General features: G+C 69.2%; 16 protein-coding genes. 9 read left to right on the top strand and 7 right to left on the bottom strand.

The genetic code is table 11. From position 1 onward, the window contains the following. Positions 1–6: 6 nt before the first annotated feature. Positions 7–2,910 carry an ATP-binding protein gene (locus AA23TX_RS32395; RefSeq protein ID WP_155546538.1) on the bottom strand — a complete coding sequence of 968 codons (2,904 nt, stop codon included), beginning with the start codon at positions 2,908–2,910 and terminating at the stop codon, positions 7–9. 462 nt (positions 2,911–3,372) lie between these two features. On the opposite strand from AA23TX_RS32395, the gene AA23TX_RS32400 reads away from it, so the two are divergent. The 4 genes from AA23TX_RS32400 (at position 3,373) to AA23TX_RS32415 (ending at position 7,057) form a co-directional block, all read left to right on the top strand. Further along, positions 3,373–3,816, top strand: a complete 444-nt coding sequence (locus tag AA23TX_RS32400) for a hypothetical protein (RefSeq protein WP_155546539.1) — start codon at positions 3,373–3,375, stop codon at positions 3,814–3,816. A 180-nt stretch (positions 3,817–3,996) separates the two neighbouring features. Next, positions 3,997–5,052 carry a hypothetical protein gene (locus AA23TX_RS32405; protein ID WP_155546540.1) on the top strand — a complete coding sequence of 352 codons (1,056 nt, stop codon included), beginning with the start codon at positions 3,997–3,999 and terminating at the stop codon, positions 5,050–5,052. 214 nt (positions 5,053–5,266) lie between these two features. Next, the gene (locus AA23TX_RS32410; protein ID WP_155546541.1) at positions 5,267–6,886 is read left to right on the top strand and encodes a glycosyl hydrolase family 28-related protein; all 1,620 of its coding nucleotides are present in this window, start codon (positions 5,267–5,269) and stop codon (positions 6,884–6,886) included. A 30-nt stretch (positions 6,887–6,916) separates the two neighbouring features. Next, positions 6,917–7,057: a hypothetical protein gene (locus AA23TX_RS32415; RefSeq protein WP_155546542.1), complete on the top strand. Its 141-nt coding sequence runs from the start codon at positions 6,917–6,919 to the stop codon at positions 7,055–7,057. Positions 7,058–7,598: 541 nt separating this feature from the next. Here AA23TX_RS32415 and AA23TX_RS32420 read toward each other — a convergent pair. Together AA23TX_RS32420 and AA23TX_RS32425 are read right to left on the bottom strand one after the other, a co-directional pair. After that, on the bottom strand, positions 7,599–8,297 hold the full coding sequence (locus AA23TX_RS32420) for an FAD-dependent monooxygenase (protein WP_230862814.1): 699 nt from the start codon (positions 8,295–8,297) through the stop codon (positions 7,599–7,601). A 361-nt stretch (positions 8,298–8,658) separates the two neighbouring features. Next, entirely contained in the window at positions 8,659–9,582 is a 924-nt protein-coding gene (locus AA23TX_RS32425; protein ID WP_155546543.1) for a LysR family transcriptional regulator, read from the bottom strand. 89 nt (positions 9,583–9,671) lie between these two features. Between AA23TX_RS32425 and AA23TX_RS32430 the strand changes: the two genes are divergently transcribed. Genes AA23TX_RS32430 through AA23TX_RS32450 form a run of 5 tightly spaced genes read left to right on the top strand, consistent with a single transcriptional unit; the run spans position 9,672 to position 14,628 of the window. Beyond that, positions 9,672–10,826 carry an acyl-CoA dehydrogenase family protein gene (locus AA23TX_RS32430; protein ID WP_155546544.1) on the top strand — a complete coding sequence of 385 codons (1,155 nt, stop codon included), beginning with the start codon at positions 9,672–9,674 and terminating at the stop codon, positions 10,824–10,826. Continuing rightward, complete coding sequence (locus AA23TX_RS32435) at positions 10,823–11,620, top strand: HpcH/HpaI aldolase/citrate lyase family protein (protein WP_155546545.1); 798 nt, start codon at positions 10,823–10,825, stop codon at positions 11,618–11,620. Before AA23TX_RS32430 ends, AA23TX_RS32435 begins: the two co-directional genes overlap by 4 nt. 25 nt (positions 11,621–11,645) lie before the next feature. Next, a complete protein-coding gene (locus AA23TX_RS32440) occupies positions 11,646–12,803 on the top strand; it encodes a CaiB/BaiF CoA transferase family protein (RefSeq protein ID WP_155546546.1) in 1,158 nt (385 codons plus the stop codon). Next, on the top strand, positions 12,800–13,606 hold the full coding sequence (locus AA23TX_RS32445; protein WP_155546547.1) for an HTD2 family dehydratase: 807 nt from the start codon (positions 12,800–12,802) through the stop codon (positions 13,604–13,606). The genes AA23TX_RS32440 and AA23TX_RS32445 overlap by 4 nt, the downstream gene beginning before the upstream one ends. Then, complete coding sequence (locus tag AA23TX_RS32450) at positions 13,603–14,628, top strand: alcohol dehydrogenase catalytic domain-containing protein (RefSeq protein WP_155546548.1); 1,026 nt, start codon at positions 13,603–13,605, stop codon at positions 14,626–14,628. The genes AA23TX_RS32445 and AA23TX_RS32450 overlap by 4 nt, the downstream gene beginning before the upstream one ends. A gap of 3 nt (positions 14,629–14,631) precedes the next feature. On the opposite strand, the gene AA23TX_RS32455 is transcribed toward AA23TX_RS32450, so the two are convergent. Genes AA23TX_RS32455 through AA23TX_RS32470 form a run of 4 tightly spaced genes read right to left on the bottom strand, consistent with a single transcriptional unit; the run spans position 14,632 to position 19,420 of the window. Then, positions 14,632–15,921, bottom strand: a complete 1,290-nt coding sequence (locus tag AA23TX_RS32455; RefSeq protein WP_155546549.1) for an MFS transporter — start codon at positions 15,919–15,921, stop codon at positions 14,632–14,634. Positions 15,922–15,933: 12 nt separating this feature from the next. Beyond that, entirely contained in the window at positions 15,934–17,076 is a 1,143-nt protein-coding gene (locus AA23TX_RS32460; protein ID WP_155546550.1) for a M20 family metallopeptidase, read from the bottom strand. After that, positions 17,073–18,272 carry a dipeptidase gene (locus AA23TX_RS32465; RefSeq protein ID WP_155546551.1) on the bottom strand — a complete coding sequence of 400 codons (1,200 nt, stop codon included), beginning with the start codon at positions 18,270–18,272 and terminating at the stop codon, positions 17,073–17,075. Before AA23TX_RS32465 ends, AA23TX_RS32460 begins: the two co-directional genes overlap by 4 nt. A gap of 29 nt (positions 18,273–18,301) precedes the next feature. After that, positions 18,302–19,420: a CapA family protein gene (locus AA23TX_RS32470; RefSeq protein ID WP_196425621.1), complete on the bottom strand. Its 1,119-nt coding sequence runs from the start codon at positions 19,418–19,420 to the stop codon at positions 18,302–18,304. Positions 19,421–19,467 lie beyond the last annotated feature (47 nt).

A 19,467-nucleotide genomic window follows, 5' to 3' on the forward strand; every position in this document is an offset into this window, starting at 1 on the left:
TGCCTGCTATGTGACGAGGCCACGGGCCGCCGCGTAGATCGCCGCCTGGGTGCGGTTGGCCGAGCCGGTCTTCAGCAGGATGCTCCGCACGTGGTTGGCCGCGGTGTTTTCGCTGATCACCAGCCGATCCGCGATCTGCCGGTTGCTCAGTCCGTCGGCCACCAGGGCGAGTACGGTCATCTCCCGGGCGGTCAGCCCGTCGGGGAGCGGTGGGCGCGGGGAACCGGCCGGGGATTCGAGCAGCCGCCGGACGCGGGTCAGGCCGAATCGCTCGGCCAGTGCCTGTGCTCGCTCGATCTCCTCCTGTGCCGGTGTCCGGGCTCCGCGTCGTCGCTCGTGGGTGATGCTCGCCGCGAGGGTTTGTGCCTGGTGTATTGGCGCTCCGGTCCGGATGTCCAATTGCAGTGCGGAGGTGAAGCACTCCTCCGGCGTGCCGACGCCGAGTAGTGAGTCGATCGAACCCAGGTACCGGTCGGCACTTCCGAACAGGGCGTTGAACTCGCCGGTGATCAGGTTGATTCCCGCGAACTCGGCCATCAGCGGGCGCAGCCGGCGCGCCGTGGCCTCGTCCTTCAGGAACAGTGCCGCCTCGACCATGAACGTCAGGACGCCGGGCCACTGCGAAGTGTCGTGGTAGGAGGGCAAGTCGTCGTCCAGGAGCCAGTGCAGCAACCGGGCCGTCGGCTTGGTGAGTTCCAATTCGGTGTAGAGGGCGAGGAGGCCGGGCGGCCAGCGCTCGGCGGGGTCTTCGTCGCCCGTGATCAACGACCGGATCTTCTCGAGCGCCCCGGTTTCCCGGCGGATCATGTACATCTGCAGGCCGTTGGACCCCTCGGTATCCTTTCCGAGTGAAACACCGAATTCGCGCAGGGATGCGCAGGTCCGTTCCGCAGAGCCGAAGTTGCCGGCGATGAAATGCTGGCCGTAATCCACGCACTCGGCGAGATAATCGAAATGTTCCTGCCCCGTCAAGCTCGCTGCACGACGGAGGTCGGCCTTGGCGGCGCTCAAGGCGCCCGGTTCGCCCAACGTGTAGGCGTCGAGCCCGCGGAACAGCGCCGCGGGTCCGAGGTCGTACACGCTGTGGCTTCGCTTGGCGATGTCGCACAGTTCAGTGGCGCGGTCGAACGTGACACGGCGCTGGAGCGACGGTACGCGGATCGCCGTGACATTCGCCTGGAGCACGGCCGCAAGGAGGCCGTCGTCGTCGAGGGCACGGGCGAGCGCAACCGCCTCGTCGAGCACCGAGTCGGCTTCGTCGAGGCGACCGGAATACGACAGCGCCCGGCCGAAGCTGGCGAGAGCGCGGACGTAGGCTGCGTCGGTCGGGTCGTGTTTCATCGAACGCAGTCCGGCGGTGAGCAACTCGACCGCCCGGTGCCCGGGGCGGCCGTCCCGGAAAGCGGCACTCTCGTAGCCAATCGCGGCGCGCACCCTCGCGCCAGGCTCGCCGGTGGTACTCACGTGCTCGTCGAGCTCGCGGGCCCGCGCGAAGTCCGCCCCGAGGAAGTAACTGCGCGCGGCCGCCAGCCGGAGGTCGTCTCTTTCGGTGGCGTCAGCGGACAGAGTCGCGGCGCGGTCGAACAAGCCGGCCGCATCCGCGTGCGCGAGCATCCGGTCGGCCTGCCGAGCTGCCGCGCTCAGGTAGTGGACGGCTTTCTCCGCGAGTCCCAGTGCCTGAGCGGCGGCGTAGTGGTGGGCGAGCCGCTGCACCCGACGGTCGGCCGCGGGGAACCGGCGTTCGATGACATCGGCCATCCGGGCATGAGCAAGCATCCGGCGTGACGGCGAGGTCAGGTCGAGTACAGCCTGCCGGGCGAGCGAATGCGGGAACCGGAAAGCTTCGGCGGCACCCCCCTCGTGTTCGATCACACCGAGCGCGACCGCGTCGTCGAGCGCGGTCAGCACGACGTCCGCACCCGATTCGTTCGCGGCCAGCAGAATCGCTGTCTCGAACGTGTCACCGAGCACCGCGGCCACCTCGAGTACCCGGCGGGCGTCCACCGCCAGCCGGTCCAGCCGGATCCGGAACGTGTCCCGAACCGACTCCGGCGCCACCAGGTTCGCCGGATCGACCGCCGCTGAGCCGCTCCTCGTGGTCAAATCACGCCACAGTTCGCGCAGGAAGAACGGATTTCCGCCCGTTTGTTCGCGCAGCACCACGGCGAGCTGCCGTGCCTGGCGCGTCGGCACGTCGGCTTCGCGGACCAGGTAGTTTGCGATGTCGTCGACGGTCAGCGGCGCGAGGTCGAGCCGACGGACGCCGCTGAGACGGTAGAGCGGCGTGATGGTCTTGGCGAACGACGGGGCCCGGTCGGTGTCCGTCGTGCGATGCGTGGCGAGCAGCAGGATCGGGCAGTCAGCCGTGCGTTCCACCAAGTAGGCGACCAGTTGCAGGGCGGGCTCCCCGGCCCAGTGCAGGTCATCGAGGGTCAGCACGAGCGGTCCTGCCGCGGCCACCGCGCGAAATGCGTCCAGTGCGGCGTCGTAGAGCTCACGGTGGTGCTCCGGCTGCTTGGTGACGCTTCGATCACCTCTTCCCGTCAGCGCCATCAGGCGTTCGGCCAGCTGGAGTTCCCCGGCGCCACCGGGCACCTCCTGACTCGCCAAGGCGGACAGGATGGCTTCGATCGGCTCCGTGAACGGCTGGTACGGCAGCCCCAGGTCGGCGATGCAAGTGCCGGCCAGCACGGTGGCTCCGTGCTGGTAGAGCGTCGTGGCGACCTCGACGAGCAGACGGGACTTGCCGGCCCCGGGCTCGCCGCCCACGAACACCACCTGGCGAGAACCGGCGGTGGCCGCCGCCCAGACGTCTTCGAACACGGACAGTTCCCGGGCACGACCGACGAAAGCCGGGCGAGCCGCTCCCCTCCAGCCCGGCGGCAGCGGTGGGCGAGCCCAGCTGACCATCCACTGAATGTTACGCGCTGCGAAGAAGCGCGGAAAACAAATCACCCGGTCGCCGCGTGGTAGTTTTCGGCGAGCTATCGGGGGTTTGCCCAGCTAATCGCTGTGGGTAGCCGATCTGGTGCACACGGTGTCATGGTCAGATCTGACCATGCGATGCACCATCGAATTCCACCATTTCCGGTCATGTGTCGACGGGCCCCGGGGACATACGGTTCTCGCATCGAAGAGCGACAGCGATCCCGCCATTCCGGCGGTCCGTGATCGGCAGTCGTCACCGAACCGGGAGGGCCTGCCATCGTCGCCCGAATGCACCACCCAATCCGGCCAGGCTCCACGCCGCGAACTCCTCACCTGGATCAGGGCCAAGCACGGGAAGGTCGAGAACTTCCTCCGCGCCGCGGGCGCTCGCTGCATCGTTGAAGACAAGCCGCTTACCGAGCGAATCACAGACGGAGGCAAAGAATGAGCAAACCGATCACGAAGATCGAACTGAAGCTGTGGACCGCACAGACTCCGGGGGCCGGCACCGACGGCCGGGTATACCTGGGCCTTGCCGGCCGGGAGTACGCGGTGAAGTCATCCGGGAACGGCCACGATTTCCAACCAGCCCCCGAGCCGCACGTGTTCGTCTTCGGCCAGGGCGCGAACGTCGCCTTGGCAGAGCACAACAACCCGGCCGCGCCGTGGCAGACGGATTTCGAAGATGTCGCGCTATGCCCAAAATTTCTCCGGCTCGCGCCGAAGGGTGACGACGATAACTGGAACCTCCAGCGCGCAGACCTGACCGTGTGGTATCGGGAGTCGTTGGTGGCCGGTGCGCCGATGCACGCGCGAAACTTCTCCAGGCTGAGCAATTCCCCGCACCTTTGGCTAGGGGTCCAGCGCGGACTATATCTCTTCTTCTGAAAGCAGAATAAGGCGACAAGCCGTGACGGAAAGCAACGTCAGGGATCCGTAGCCGGCGCTGACCGGCGCTGCGCTGCTCGTCCTCACCTTGAGCCAGGACGAGAGCGCCGTAGTCTGCTCCGATTTCCGTCGCGATCGACGAGAACGGCGTGATCACCGATTCGGAGAGAGGAGAGTGCGATGGCAACAAAAGAAGCGGTGAACTCGTCGGTCGGTCTCGGGCTGGCGATCATCGGGGCGGTGTGCGGGACGGTGGCGGGCAGCCTGTCCACCGGACCGGGTGCGGTCAGGCTGGTGGGGCTCTGTCTCGGCGCGGCGATCCCGCCGTTCGTCAGCACGGTCGGCCGGTGGCGTCCGGTCCGGGCCGGTTTCGCCGTGCTGATCACGGTGGTCGCGGCGATGGTCACCTACTCGGGTTCGGTCGGTGTGGGAGCCGCGACCAACAGCAAGATCGTGCCTCCGCCGATCGAGCTGGTCGAGGAGATCGCGGGCAGGTCGACCGAGACGACGCAGACAAGCACGCCACCTGCCAAGGTTGGCCTGCTTGAGGCCATGCCTGCGAAGCTGAACTGCCGGCCGGTCTGTGACAGCAAAGTCACGATCAAGAGCACCGGCACGGCACCGGCTCACGTCGACACCGTGGATATCGACGGCCCGGGGAAGGCGAAGTTCACCCGCACCGATGAATGCGTCGGGAAGACGCTCGAACCCGGTGAGGACTGCAGTTTCAAGGTGACGTTCAAGCCCGCCGGCGCAACCAGCACGCAGACCGCGCAGGTGGTGATCCGCGGCGACCAGGACCACGAGACGAAGGTCGAGCTGAGCGGTACGCAGCCCCCGCCCCTTCTCGACCTCGGCGTGTCGTCGCAGGGACTGAGCTGCATCCTGCAGCCGGGCGGGACGGCCGACGGCCGCGATGAGCTCCAGGTCTTCTTCCACGTTTCGCTGACCGGCGCCACTCCCGAGCAGCTGCCGGGCCTCGTTCCTGTCCAGGTGACCAGCGTCCCCGGCGCGACGGTCACGGTGAACACCGCGGTGAGCCGGAGTTCGACCGGCTCGACGGTCGCCGCGCTGCCGTTGAGCGCACTCGACTACGGCCGCGGGCACTCGGTCACGGTCACCATCGACCCCGGCCACAAGATCGCGGAACGCAGTGAGACGAACAACGTGCTCCGATTCCGCGTGACGATCCCGGCCAAGGCGCGGGCACCCCGAACCGCCGAACTGTCCTGCTGATCGCCGGCCACGAAAACCCGAACCGGGATCCCGCAAGCCAGCCCTCAAGCCTCGGTCTCCTCGTAGCGGTATTCCGTCCGATCCCCTGCGCTTCAGGGGCGACGTCTCACCCAGTGTGACGTGGGCATACGTACCCGCCCTCGGGTGACGTCGCACGCACTCGGCAACTCGGAAGTTCAATACCAGTTAGGCATTCGCTGTTCAGGAGGACAAGATGACAGGAAAGTGCGCAAGCGTGGCCGACTTCGGTGCGAAAGGGGACGGGGTCACGGACGACCGCCCGTATCTCCAAGCCGCGATCGATGCCTGCAAAGCGCAGGGAATCAACCGGTTGTTCGTTCCATGCGGGAGTTACCTGATCTCGCGGACCGTCTCGGAGGGCATCGGCGTCGGACTGGACCTGTCCGACGTTCACGGACTCACGATCATCGGAGAGGGCCCGGACGCCTCGGTCCTCAAGATGACGAAGACGTTCGAAAAGGGCTGGCGCCTGATCCGCCCCCGCGACGCGTCGGAGGTCGTCTTCCGCGACCTGACGCTGGACGGCAACTGGTCCGGCGAGACCGGGTTCGCCGAGCACATCCACCTGACCGAGGTCACCTCGCAGAAGACCGACACTTCCGACGTCTACTTCGAGAACGTCTGGTTCCGGAACTGCTGCGGCGACGGGTTCCGCACCATCGGCAACACACCCGGCCTGTTCGTTCGCCGCAGCCACGCCAGGAACTGCCGATTCCTCAACGTCAAGCGGGCACCGGTCAGCGGGCAACGGGGGACCATCGACTGCAGTGTGACCCACTGCTACATCGAAAGCGTCACCGACAGCGCCGTGGACTTCGAACCGAGCGCCCTCGGGCCGCCGTCCGACACTCCTGACCCTTCGCCGACGAGGTGGGACATCTCGCACAACACGATCGTCCACAACCCGTCCGCCGGGGCCGGCTTCGCCGTCTCTCTCGTGGGCCTGCGTTCACCCGGCATGGAAGACACCAGCTTCTGCTTCAACAAGGTGATCGGCGGGTCGGTGCAGATCAGGAACTGCCGTGGCATCAAGGTCATCGGCAACTTCGTCGTCAGCCGGACAACCGGGCCGAAGAGCCGCACCCCCACTCTGCAGATCATGCTGAGCACTGACGTCCACATCGCGGGGAACACCTTCACCCGACCCCGCGGGGCGGCGGCCGGCAACGTCCTGCTCGCCGGCACCGACGCGGGCGCGGGCAACGACGGAGTTCTCATCACCGGGAACTGCCTCCACCAGTACACCGAGGCGGACATCGTCCAGATCGCCTCGGCCAGGAACGTCGTCGCCACCGCGAATACCCTTCGCTACTACGGCGCGGCCGCGGGCGAACACCGCGGGTTCTTCGGCACCACGACGGTCCCCGGAGTTCCGCTGAGCAACGTCAGGATCACTGACAACGACGTCGTCGGCGACGCGGGCGGAGGCACCCTGGCCCAGGGTGTGTTCATCAACTCGAGGGAGTCGCAGGTCGGCCCGGTGGATGTCCGGGGCAACGGAGGGACCGGAATGGTGATCGGCGCCGAGTTCAGGGGCGGTGCGGCGCCCCGGGTTTCACGGCCCAGCCCATCTGTCACGGCAACACGTGGCTGCCTTCGGACGTTGCGTACGCGGGCGCCTTCGGTCATTGCCCTGGGCTCGAAGCGATCGTCGTCGCGACGAGCGGCAAACGCGTCACCTATGAGGGCGCGGGCACGCCTGAGAACAAGGTCACGGGAACCGTCGGAGACGAGTTCCACCAGACGGACGGCGTCGCCGGGACCCTGCGGCACGTCAAGGAGACCGGTGCCGGCACCACTACGGGCTGGGTAGCCGTCAGGTGACGCTGTTCGCGCTAAGTAATTGGCCTCAGAGTTTCTGGAGCAACTCCCCGGGTGTGTCCGTTCCCGCGAGCCGCGCAAGCGGCGCCGGTTGCAGCCGACGCTGATCGAGCCGTTCCTCGAGTACTGCCGGTTGCAGCTGGCCGACGACCCGCTCTTGTAGGCCTCGACCTTGTTCGACAGCTGCTCGAGCTTGGACTCACCGACTCGTATCCGACGTTGACCGCGGCGATCCGAGTGCACCAAATAATGCTCGAACATCCAGCACTGCAACCAAAGCCGACTCTCCAGCTCCATCTGAATCGATCGCTTAGTCGCTTAGCCGCGCAATCTCTTAGAGCGTAAGCGTTGTTGCTATCGAGCAAGATCGTCCTCGGACACTCAATTACCCCATGGAGTCGCGCGTCGCGACCAGGTCAGAGTAGTAGCAGGAGCTGGTCGCCGACGGCCTCGTCTATCGAGGCAGGTGCGCATTGTGGGCTGCATGCTTTGACTTCTCTTGTCGGGCCGCTATACATGATCGCCACGTCCTTCGATCTCAGGTAGGCCGCGATCGCGGCCCATCGTCACTTGCGATCTCGGCGAATTGCACGCGGAGATCGTCGAGTCGGTGGTCTTTGCGGACGTAGACGGTCTTGGCGAGCTCTGATGGGCGGTTGCGGGCGCTGGTGTGGCCGTGGCGGCAGCGGTAGCGGGGCGGCCGTTCACCCAGTGCGAGTCCGGCTGGCGTCCGCGCAGCCGTCCGCGGCGATGACCCACGAGGCGCGCACGCGCAGGCATTCGTGGGCCCGGAGCAGCTCAGCGTTCGGGAACCGTGCGACGCCCTGACGAGGGTCTCTTCCATGGCGGCCTCGTAGAGGAATAGCTGGGGTGGGTAGCCGTGGCTGGCGGGTCGAAGGAGGGGACAGGAAGGACGGGCCGCGGTGGTCGACGAAGTCGATCGGCAAGCCGGCCGGTATGTCGCACTGCAATTCTTCGGCCAAGCCGACCTGTTGCCGGATGTGCAGAACCTCCTCGTCGGTGTAGGTGGCGCGGGCGTGGACCGCGGCGTCGCGTTCGACGACGATCACCTTCAGGCCCTGCGCGCCGAGGAGGTTGGTGGCGGTGACGCCGGTGGGCCCGTACCCGATGATGGGCGACGTCGTAGTGGGGGTTTTCGCACACAGCGCGTGCCTTCTCAGCGGCGAACGCCTGCGGGGTGCAGGACAGGGCGGGCACGGTCTATTCGCTCTTGCAAGGAGCGGACGGCGGCCTGGAAGCGCGCGGTGACGTCGTGGCCCGCCGGAGTCGTCGGCATCGTCCGACCACGCCACGGTCTCCAGTATCCGCATCGCGGCCGCATGGTCGTGGAGGCCGTGCCGCGGATCGGTCAGCTCCCGCATGACCTCCACCGAGTCGGTCACCCGGAAACGGAGGGTGGCCCCAGCACCTGATGACCCAAGCGACCTCGGATGTCAGCACAGCACGAACGGTCAGGGACAGGTCTGGCGCCACTGCAGAGCAGCACGCGGAGTTTGACCAAGGTCTCATCGTCGGTGACGCAGTTCGCGGCGCCAAGCGGCACCCAGGTCTACTCCACCGGCCGCCCTCCGCACGCACGACGCAGATCCCGGTGTAGCGCGGCATTTCACGTCCGGCTCCGCGGACGCGGCTGAGCCTTTCCTGTGTCCGGCGGGCTGAAGGGTGGTCGCGGCCGACGGCATCGAGCGTGCGTCGGCCGCGACCAGGTCGTCGCGACCGTTGACGGCAGTGGCCGGTGTGTGGTTACCCGGCCTGAGCCACGCTGGCGGTCGGCCAGGTGCCGTCCTCGACCAGGCGGTGGGTCACCCGGACGATCTCGGTGGCGGCGACCTCGGCAGCGGGCGGGACGCGGCCGGCTCGCGGCAATGCCAGGACGATCGTGCGGGAGATCGCGGGATCGACGATCGGGCCGCCCCGCAGCCGCCCGGCTGCCACGTCTTCGGCGACGCCCGCCGCGGGAAGGACACTCCAGCCGGTGCCGGCGGCCACCAGTCTCTTCTGCACCGGCATCGAGTTGGTCTGGCACACGATCGTGGGCGCCGTGCTGAGCGCTTCGTCCACGAGGGTGCGCAGGCCGTGGCCCGCGACCGGCAGGATGAGCCGGTTCTCGCACACCTGCGCCCAGGTGATCGCCTGACGGCGGAGTTCGGCGTCGGGCGGAGCGATCGCCCACAACGCCTCGCGCAGCAACGGGGTGACGGCGATCGACGGCGTCGAGTTCACGTTGTACAGCAGGCTCATGTCCACCTCACCGTCGTCGAGCCACTGCCGCAGGTGACCGGAAAACGCGCTCAGGATCCGCACTTCGATGCCCGGGTGACGACGCCCCAGCACCTCCACCAACGGCGCGGCCACGAGTTCGACGGTGCTTTCCAGCAGCCCGATCGTCACGATCCCTCGTACGTGCTCGCGGTCCGGGCGGATCTCGGCGCGAGCCCGGTCCAGTTCGAGCAGCGCGCGTCTCGCGCGCTCGGCGAGGACTTCGCCCGCCGGGGTGAGGGTCATCCCCTGACGGCTGCGCTCGAAGAGCGGGACACCGACCTCGTCCTCCAGAGCGCGGATGTACCGGCTGACGGCGGGTTGCACGACGTGGAGCACGCGTGCGGCCTTGGTGACGCTCCCGGTGTCGCCGACGGTCACCAAGGCCAAGAGCTGCTTGAGTTCCACCCGTCCTCCTGCCGGTATGCCGGACACGTCTAGGGATATCACGAATCAGCATTTCTCTCGACTCGTCATAACGAGTCAGGATGACAGCCATGTACGAACTCAGCGCAGACGAGACCGCGATCGTCGACGTCGTCCGCGAGTGGGTCGACCGCGAGGTCGAGCCCGTGGTGCGAGAACTGGAGCACGCCGACACCTATCCCGAAGCCCTGATCGAGCAGATGAAGCGCGTGGGCATCTTCGGGCTGGCCGTTCCGGAACCGTGGAACGACGCCGGAGTGTCCACGCCGTGCTACGCCGCGGTGACCGAGGAGCTCGCCCGCGGGTGGATGAGCCTCGCCGGCGCCATGGGTGGGCACAGCGTCGTCGCCAAGCTCCTTCTCCACTACGGAACCCCGGAGCAGAAGGACCATTACCTGCCGAGGCTGGCCACCGGCGAGATCCGGGCGACCATGGCGCTCACCGAACCCGGCGGCGGATCCGACCTGCAGGCCATCCGGACCGTGGCGCGAAAGGACGGAGACAGCTACGTCATCAACGGGTCCAAGACCTGGATCACCAACGCACGCCGCGCCCAGCTGGTCGCGTTGCTGTGCCGCACCGACCGGACCGCCGAGCCGAAGCACCGCGGCATCAGCATCCTGCTGGTCGAAAAGGGACCCGGCTTCGAGGTGTCCCGCGACCTGCCGAAACTGGGCTACAAGGGCGTCGAGAGCTGCGAGCTGTCCTTCACCGACTTCCGCGTGCCGCGCGATTCGCTGCTGGGCACGGTCGAAGGCGAGGGGTTCGCGCAGATGATGCGGGGGCTGGAGATCGGCCGCATCCAGGTGGCGGCGCGGGCCCTCGGGGTCGGCGCCGCCGCGCTCGCCCGCTCGGTTCGGTACAGCCAGGAGCGCGAAAGCTTCGGGCAGCCGATCTGGCAGCACCAATCGATCGGCAACCACCTGGCCGACATGGCGACCGGGCTGACCGCGGCCCGGCAGCTCGTCCAGTACGCCGCCCGGCGCTACGACTCCGGGGAACGCGCGGACATGGAAGCGGGGATGGCGAAGCTGTTCGCTTCCGAGACGGCCATGAAGATCGCGCTCGACGCGGTGCGGATCCACGGTGGCTACGGCTACTCGACGGAGTTCGACGTCGAGCGGTACTTCCGGGACGCGCCGCTGATGATCGTCGGCGAGGGCACCAACGAGATCCAGCGGACCGTCATCGCGCGTCAGCTCGTCAAGCGGAACCCGGTCCGATGAGGCCCGAGGCCACCTGGCTCTTCGTGCCCGGCAACGTCCCCGGGCGCTTCGCCAAGGCGGCGGCCGCGGGCGCCGACGCCGTCGTCATCGACCTCGAAGACGCGGTGCGCCCCGAGGACAAGGACACCGCCCGAGCCGAAACGCTCCGCCGGCTGTCCGAAGGCGGCCAGGCCTGGGTCCGCGTCAACGCCTCCGGCACCCCTTGGTTCGACGCGGACGTCGACGCCGTCGCCGGCGCGAGCGGGCTGCTCGGCGTGCTCGTGCCCAAGGCCGAGGACCCGGCGACCTTGGCCGCGTTGGCGGCGCGGCTGGGACCGGACGCCGTGGTGGTCGCGCTGATCGAGACCGCGGCCGGGCTGCACCGCGTGCACGACGTCGCCACCGCGCCCGGGGTGACCCGGCTGGCGTTCGGTGCGCTCGACCTGGCCGCCGACCTCGGGGCCGACGACACCGCCGAAGCGATGCTGTTCGCGCGAAGCACGATCGTGCTCGCCTCCCGGGTGGCCGGCTTGCCGGCGCCGATCGACAGCGTCACGACGGTCATCGACGACGCCGACGCCGTGACCGCGGCGGCTCGCTACGCCCGGAGCCTCGGCTTCCGCGGCAAGCTCTGCATCCACCCGGCCCAGATCGAGCCCGCGGCCCGAGGTCTGGCCCCCGGCGCGGACGAAATCGCGTGGGCCCGTGCCGTGCTTCGGGCGGCCGAGGGATCGGCAGGCGCGGTCACCGGTCCCGACGGGCGAATGATCGACAAACCGGTGCTCGACCGGGCCCACGCGATCCTCCGGCCCTGAAGCACCCGGCTACGAAAGGCTTTCCATGCTCCCTCTCGAAGGCACGACTGTCGTCGCGCTGGAACAAGCGGTCGCCGCGCCCTTCGCGACCCGGCAGCTCGCCGACCTCGGCGCCCGCGTCATCAAGGTCGAACGCCCTGGCGCCGGGGACTTCGCCCGCGGCTACGACCGGACGGTCCACGGCGACTCCAGCTACTTCGTCTGGCTCAACCGCGGCAAGGAGTCGATCGAGCTGGACATCAAGGACCCGGCCGACCGCCGGGTGCTCGACGCGATGGTCGCGGCCGCCGACGTGGTGGTCCAGAACCTCGCCCCGGGCGCGGTGGGCCGCCTCGGCCTCGACGCCGCGACCCTGCGGGCCGCCACCCCCGGCCTCGTCCACTGCTCGATCTCGGGTTACGGCCCCGGCGGCCCGTACCAGGCGAAAAAGGCCTACGACCTGCTGATCCAGTGCGAGGCCGGGCTCGTCGCCGCCACCGGCACGCCGGAACAACCGAGCAAGGCCGGGATTTCCATCGCGGACATCGCGACGGGCATGTACGCCTACTCGGGCATCCTCACCGCGCTGCTGCGGCGAGCCGCCACGGGTGCCGGCGCGACCGTCGAGGTCGCCATGCTCGACGCGCTGGGGGAGTGGATGATCCAACCGGCGTACCACGCGGTCTACGGAGGTTCGGAGACTCGGAGGACCGGGGCGAAGCACGCGTCGATCGCCCCCTACGGGCCTTACCGGGCCGGCGACGGCAACCAGGTTTTCCTGGCCGTCCAAAGCGACCGCGAATGGGTTCGGCTGTGCCGGGAGGTGCTCCGGCGCCAGGACCTGGCCGACGACCCGCGGTTCGTCCACAATCCGGAACGCGTCGCCCACGACCACCTGATCGGGCCGCTGATCGAGTCGGCGTTCGCCGCGTTCGACGCCGACCAGGTCGTCGAACTGCTCGGCGCGGCCGGGATCGCGTGCGCCCGCCTGCGGCGGCCGGGTGAGCTCCTCGACCATCCGCAGCTCGCCGGGCGTGATCGCTGGCAGCAGATCCAGGCCCCTGGTGGTGTCGTCCGGGCGTTGCTGCCGCCGGTCGACATCGACGGAGTGGAGCCGGTGCTGGGCCCGGTGCCCAGGCTCGGCGAGCACAACGACGCCCTCCGAGCCGAATTCGGGTTTCGGCGCGAGGAGGTCATCCCGTGACCGAGCGCACCGAAGTGCTGCAACCGGAGCCGGCTGTGGCGCTGGCCCGCCTGCTCAGCGTCGATCCGCCGGACCTGGAGGACGCCGGGCTGCCCCTGCTGTGGCATTGGGTCTACCTGCTCGATCGGCCGCACCAGGCCGACCTCGGGCCGGACGGTCATCCCGTGCGCGGCGTGGTCCCGGCTCCTCCCGCGCCCGGACGCCGGCGCATGGCGGCCGGCGGCCGGGTCACCCGGACCGGGCCACTGGTCGTCGGCCGGGCCGCGACCCGGCGCACCGAAGTCATGTCGACGACGGACAAGGCGGGCCGTTCGGGCCCGCTGACCTTCGTCGTCGTCCGGCACACCATCAGCCAGGACGGCGAGGTGAAGGTCGTCGAGGAGCAGGACATCGTCTACCGCGACGCCGCGGCCGCGCCCGCCCCGGCGACGGCCGCCACTCCAGTGCCAGTGGAAGCGGACGAGCGAGTGTTCCCGGTCGACCCGACCGTCCTGTTCCGCTTCTCGGCGTTGACCTACAACGCCCACCGCATCCACTACGACCGCGACTACGCCCGAGAGGTCGAGGGCTATCCGGGGCTGGTCGTCCACGGCCCGCTGCAGGCGCTGGCCATGGCGGAAGCCGTCCGCGGAACCGGGGCGACGGCCACCGCGATCGACTATCGCGTCGTCGCGCCGCTGTTCGACCACCAAGGCTTGGTGGTGCGCGCCACCAGCGGCGGGGTTTCCGTTCGTGACCACAGTGGCCGGATCACCGCGACCGGCCAGGTCGAAACGCTTACTGGAGAAAGGAAATCACGATGAAGGCCGCGATCGTCCGGCAAGCCGGCGTCGTCGAGATCGACGACGTGCCCCGTCCTCCGATCGGTGAGGGGGAGGTCCTGGTCCACATCCGGGCCGCCGGGCTCAACCGCGCCGACGTGCTCGTCCGGGACGGGCGGTTCGCCGAACAACCGCCGTTCCCGATCATCCTCGGTGTCGAAGGTGCCGGAGACGTCGCGGCGGTCGGCAGCGCGGTCACGAACGTCGAGGTGGGGCAACGCGTGGTCCTGCTGCCCATGCTGGGCTGCGGCGCGTGCGACGCCTGCCGATCCGATGTAGACAGTCGCTGCCGCGAGCTGAAGTTCCTCGGTGAGCACACCGACGGCACGTACGCCGAATACCTCGCTGTCCCGGCCCGCAACGCCGTCCCGGCGCCGGAGTCCCTGACCTACGTCGAGCTGGCGGCGAGCCTGCTCGCGTACCTGACGGCCTGGCACATGCTGGTGACGCGCGGCGGCCTGCAGTCCGGCGAGACCGCGCTGGTCGTCGGCGCCGGCAGCGGCGTGGGCACAGCCGCAGTCCAACTGGCCGGCGCTCTCGGCGCGCGGGTCATCGCCACCACCGGCACCGACGACAAGCAGGACCTGCTCCGGGGAATCGGCGCCGACGAAGTCGTGAACTACCGAAAGGAGCCTGGATTCGGCGCGGCGGTCCGCTCGCTGACGGACGGGCGGGGCGTCGACCTCGTCCACAATTCGGCGGGCGGCGCGACGATCCAGGAGTCCATCCGGGCGCTGCGCCCCGGTGGCCGGCTGATCGGCATGGGCTCGCACTCCGGACCGCACGCCGGCATCGACCTGTACAGCCTCTACCGCCACGAAATCGACTTCCGCGGGGCCCACGCCGGGGACCTCCGCGAAGTCCCCGACGTCCTCGCCTGGCTCGCCGCGGGGAAGGTGCGCCCCGTGGTCGACTCGGTGTTCCCCTTGGCCGACCTGGTCCGGGCTCAAAAACGGCTGGTGAGCCCGGACCGCTTCGGCAAGGTCGTGCTGACGATCGACTGACCGTCAGTCGATGGCCTTGTCCTTCGTCTCGGGCATCGTCAGGTAGACGACCAGGCCGATCGCGGCGGCGATCGCGCAGTACAGCCACACCCACGTCCCGAGCCCGTGGGTGGTCAGCCACGTCGTGAGGTACGGGACGGTGCCGCCGAACACCGCGACCGACAACGCGTAGGGGAGGCCGATGCCGGTCGCCCGGACCTCCGGCGGGAACTGCTCCGCCATGACGGCCGCGACGTTGGCCGAATAGCCCAGCAGCAGAACCAGCCCGGCGACCTGGACCAGGAGCAGCAGCCGGAAGTCCCCGTTCAGCAGCCGGAACGCGGGCCACGCGAGCAGCAGGAACCCGCCGGCGAACGCCACCATGGTGGGCTTGCGGCCGATCCGGTCGGACAGCATCCCGGCGAACGGCAGCAGGACCACGAACGTGACGAGCCCGATGACGTTGGCCAGCAGCGCCTGGTTGAGCGGGATGTGCGTGGACACGGCCGCGTAGGTGGGCAGGTAGGTCAGCCACATGTTGTAGAGCACGACGCCGGCGATGTTCAGGCCGAAGACGCGCAAGGCCGCCTTCGGGTGCTCGCGGAGCATCGTCACGAGGACGTTGCTCCGGCCGCCGCGGGCGCGGTGGAACGACGCCGTCTCCTCCACCGAGCGGCGCAGCCAGAGCCCGATGAGCCCGAACAGCGAGGCGACCACGAACGCCAGGCGCCAGCCCCAGCTCTCCACCGCCTGCCGGGGCAGCGCCGACGTCACGATCGCGCCCATGCCCGAGGCGATGAGGATGCCGACACCGACCGACACCTGCTGCCACGAGCCCGCGAACGCGCGGCGGCCGGGGCCGGCGGATTCCACGAGGAAGGCCGACGCAGAGCCGAATTCACCCCCGGCGGCGAAGCCCTGCGCCATGCGTGCGATCACCAGGATGATCGGCGCCGCGAGGCCGACCTGGGTGTAGGACGGCGAGACCCCGATGACGAACGTCGCCGCGGCCATCAGGCCGATCGTGAGCACCAGGCCCTTCTTGCGGCCGTGCCGGTCCGCGTAGGCGCCCATGATCGCGGCGCCGATCGGCCGCACGACGAAACCGACGGCGAAGACGGCCAAAGTGGACAGCAGGGCCGCGCTGTCGTTGCCCGGCGGGAAAAAGTGGTGCGCGAAGACGGACGAGAACGTCGTGTACACCGCCCAGTCGATGAACTCGACGGCGTTGCCGATGCTGCCGGCGACGAGCGCCCGGCGGTTGCCCCGTCCGGTCTGTTCCGCCGGGGCCGTGCCGATCCGAGTGGGTTCCATGGTCGTTCTCCTTCAGTTCCCGGAGACAATCAGCCGGGCCCGGATCGGTGCGGACCGAGCGACGTCCGCGATCGTCAGCGCCATCGCCAGGCCGCCGTCGCGCACGAACCGGTCGCCTTCCGCGCCACCGGCAGCGGCCGCGAAGGCGGCGGTGTGGTTCCCGTCCTCCTCCGGGAGGTCGAACGACAGCATGGGGTGCAGCGCGGGGATCACCTGCGAGACGTTGCCCATGTCGGTCGAGCCGAAGAGCTTGTCCGGGTAGTCCGGGAACGTGCGGCCCAGGGACTTCGCGTGGGTCTCGAACAGCGCGGCCAGGTCCGGATCGTGCCGGAACTCGCGGTACAGCGACGGCTGGGTGGTGAAGTCCACGGTGGTCCCGGCCGCGAGCCCGCCGGCTTCGAAGCACCGGCGGACCCGCGCCCACACCTCGTCGACTTCGGCGATGGTGTCGCAGCGGATCATGCACTCGGCCACGACCCGGTCGGGGATGACGTTCACCGCCGACCCGGCCTCCGGCACGACGCAGTGGACCCGGACCCCGTCGCGCAGTTGCTGCCGCAGGAGTCCGATGGCGGTCTGCGCGACCACGACTGCGTCGGCGGCGTTCAGCGCGTTCCACGGGCGCGACGCGTGGCCGCCCCGGCCGGTGTACTCGATCCGCCACGACCGCGAAGCCCGGAACTGAGGACTGACGACGTCCTTCAGCGACGGGTGCACCATCATGGCCGCGTGCGTCCCGGTGAAGACACCGCGGTTGACCATGATCTCCTTGCCGGTTCCGCGTTCCTCCGCCGGCGTGCCGAAGACCTTGAGCGTCAGTCCCAGCTCGTCGGCGAACGGCGCCAAGGCCAGGGCCGCGCCCACGGCCGCCGCGGCGATGGTGTTGTGCCCGCAGCCGTGGCCGATGCCGGGGAGCGCGTCCATCTCGGCGCAGATGCCGAACACCAGCTCACCGGACCCCACCGAGGCCACGAACGCCGTGGGCAGGTCGGCCACCGGCTTCTCGACGGCGAATCCGTGCCGAACCAGGACGTCGGTGATGGCGGCCGAGGTCCGGTGCTCCTCGAAGGCGAGCTCCGGGTCGGCGTTGATGGCGTGCGACAGGGCCAAAACGTCGTCGAGGTGCCTTGCGAAAGCGCTTTCGATGCCGGTCATCGCCACACCTCTCCCAGCAGCCGCAGGATGTTGCCGCCGAGCACGGCGGTGATCTCCTCGTCGCGGTACCCGTGCTCGACGAGCCAGCCGGCGATGTTGCGGAAGTTCTCGGTCGGGTTTTCGAGCCCGTCGACGTGGCTGACCCGCTCCCACTCGAGGTCTCCCGCGTCGAACACGGTGGACGAGCCGATCACGTCGGAGATGGCCTTCTGGAAGGCGGCGTGGTCGCCGTAGAGCGTGTCCGGGCCGAACGCGACGTGCTCGATGCCCATCACCTCGACGGCGTGGGTGAAGTGGTCCATCACCGACTCGATGGACTGCGCCCGGTGGTCGTAGGACACGGTCGTGTGCGGCGCCGCCTCGATGCCCAGGACACCACCGCGTTCCGCGCACGCCTTGAGGACTTCGTCCGGTTTCATCCGGGCGATGGGCCAGACCGCCCGCGCGCCGGCGTGCGTGATCGCGACGGGCTTGGCCGACGCCTCGATCGCGTCCAGGCTCGTCCGGTCGCTCGCGTGGGAGACGTCGATGAGCATGCCCACGGCGTTCATGCGCTCGACGGCGCGCCTGCCGAAGACGGTCAGGCCGCCGTCGCGCTGCTCCTTCTGACCGCTGCCGAGCGTGTTGGCCTCCGCGTAGACCAGGCCCATCTGCCGGATGCCCAGTCCGTAGAGGACGTCGATGCGGTCCAGCTCGTTTTCGATCATGCCGGCGGACTCGGTGCCCATGACGAAGGCGACGTTCCCGTCGCGCTGGGCGCCGAGGATGTCTCCGACGGTGCGGGCGACGACGACGCCGTCCTGGTGGGCGAGATCCGCGAGCCGCAGGCCGAGCGTCGTGATCAGGTCGTCCCACTTCCAGCCCGTCCGGCGGGTGCTGCCGATGACGCCGAACCAGTTGTCGAAGACCGCGGTCAGGCCGGCCCGGCGCAGCTCGGCGAACGCGGTGAATTCGTGCTTGGCGCGCAGGAAGGCGGGCGTGTCCGCGAAGTCGGCCGGGAGCAGCTGGGGATGGTCGTGGAAGCTGATGGTGACGTTGTCGGCGAGCAGGTGGTCGATCCGGTCGTCGTCCGAACCGGCGGTGAAGCGGCTCCGGCGGGCGGCCGGATCTGACAGTTCGACGGCGGGGAAGTCGACCCCGCGTCGGAGGTAGGGAAATGATTCGTAGTCGTCGGGTTTGGCGGCGGGGCTGTACATCGAGACGCTCCTCGGTTGGTCGGTGGCGGCTAGGCGGTGGCAGTGCGCCGGACGGTGCCGTCGTCGTCCACGACGATCGCCGGGTCCAGGTCCCTGGACGTCTCGGCGACCTGCGCGAGGATCGATGCGGCGACGTCCGGCCGGGGGAGGATCGGCTGGCTGTCCGGGTCGAGTTCGACCGGGTCGAGGCGGAGGGTGGGCCCGCCGGGGCCGCCCAACCCGACGCGGAACACGGCGCTCTCGAACCAGGGGCCGCGCACCAGGGCGGGCTGATAGGGGGCCGACGGGTGGGCGGCTTCCTTCGGCACCATCGCTTCGGCGTTCCAGCCGTCGCACCAGTCGAAGACGAAGTTGCCGGTCGAGTACAGGATCAGCCCGTCCCGGTAGAACTCCACGGGGTGCAGGCAGTGCGGGTGGTGCCCGATGACCAGGTCGACGCCGGCGTCGATCAACCGCCGGGCGAGGGGCTGCTGGTACTGGGCCAGCGGTCCCTGCGCGGCGGGCAGATAGCAGTGCGGAACGCCCCAGTGCAGTGCCACGACGACGAAGTCGTTGTGCCGCTTCGCCTCCCGGACCAGGGCTTCGGCCGTGCACACGTCCGGCTCGTGGGCGCTGGAATGGACGAACGGCGGCGTGCCCGGCGTCTCGTCCAGGAAGCCGCTGTCGTATTCGAAGGACTGACGCACCCGGATGGCGCCGATGCCCGCGCGGTCCGCGGTCGCGTCGAAGCCCCGCGGTAGCGCGCAGCAGAAGCTGAAGAACGCCAGGCTTTCGTCGCCGGCCGAGACGACGCGGGCGCGCGTCGCTTCGGCGTGCGTCTCGCCGAAGCCGGCGTGGCCGACTCCCGCGGTGTCCAGCGCGCGGACGGTGTCGCGCATCCCGTCGGCGCCGTAGTCCAGCGCGTGGTTCATCGCCAGGGACACCAGGTCGAACCCCAGGTCGGCCAACTCGGCGGCGCCCGACGTCGGGGCCCGCATGGCGACCAGCTTCTCCGCGCGCTGCCCCCGTCCGGTGAAGGCGACTTCGAGGTTGCCGATCGTCAGGTCGCCGCCGCGCAGCAGCCCGAACGCCGATGCGCCGGGGTCCGTGCCGCCGGGGTGGCGTGGCCACCCCGAGATCACGACATCGCCCACGACAGTCAGATCCATGTGAACTCCGTTCCATATGGCGGCACGCTGTGCCGCAGAGTAGACCG

The organism is Amycolatopsis camponoti (assembly GCF_902497555.1).
GTDB classification, from domain to species: Bacteria; Actinomycetota; Actinomycetes; order Mycobacteriales; family Pseudonocardiaceae; genus Amycolatopsis; species Amycolatopsis camponoti.

Excerpts from the sequence above, each read along its gene's own strand:
- AA23TX_RS32395 (WP_155546538.1), bottom strand. The coding sequence starts at position 2,910 with ATGGTCAGCTGGGCTCGCCCACCGCTGCCGCCGGGCTGGAGGGGAGCG.
- AA23TX_RS32400 (WP_155546539.1), top strand. The coding sequence starts at position 3,373 with ATGAGCAAACCGATCACGAAGATCGAACTGAAGCTGTGGACCGCACAG.
- AA23TX_RS32405 (WP_155546540.1), top strand. The coding sequence starts at position 3,997 with ATGGCAACAAAAGAAGCGGTGAACTCGTCGGTCGGTCTCGGGCTGGCG.
- AA23TX_RS32410 (WP_155546541.1), top strand. The coding sequence starts at position 5,267 with ATGACAGGAAAGTGCGCAAGCGTGGCCGACTTCGGTGCGAAAGGGGAC.
- AA23TX_RS32430 (WP_155546544.1), top strand. The coding sequence starts at position 9,672 with ATGTACGAACTCAGCGCAGACGAGACCGCGATCGTCGACGTCGTCCGC.
- AA23TX_RS32435 (WP_155546545.1), top strand. The coding sequence starts at position 10,823 with ATGAGGCCCGAGGCCACCTGGCTCTTCGTGCCCGGCAACGTCCCCGGG.
- AA23TX_RS32440 (WP_155546546.1), top strand. The coding sequence starts at position 11,646 with ATGCTCCCTCTCGAAGGCACGACTGTCGTCGCGCTGGAACAAGCGGTC.
- AA23TX_RS32450 (WP_155546548.1), top strand. The coding sequence starts at position 13,603 with ATGAAGGCCGCGATCGTCCGGCAAGCCGGCGTCGTCGAGATCGACGAC.
- AA23TX_RS32455 (WP_155546549.1), bottom strand. The coding sequence starts at position 15,921 with ATGGAACCCACTCGGATCGGCACGGCCCCGGCGGAACAGACCGGACGG.
- AA23TX_RS32460 (WP_155546550.1), bottom strand. The coding sequence starts at position 17,076 with ATGACCGGCATCGAAAGCGCTTTCGCAAGGCACCTCGACGACGTTTTG.
- AA23TX_RS32465 (WP_155546551.1), bottom strand. The coding sequence starts at position 18,272 with ATGTACAGCCCCGCCGCCAAACCCGACGACTACGAATCATTTCCCTAC.
- AA23TX_RS32470 (WP_196425621.1), bottom strand. The coding sequence starts at position 19,420 with ATGGATCTGACTGTCGTGGGCGATGTCGTGATCTCGGGGTGGCCACGC.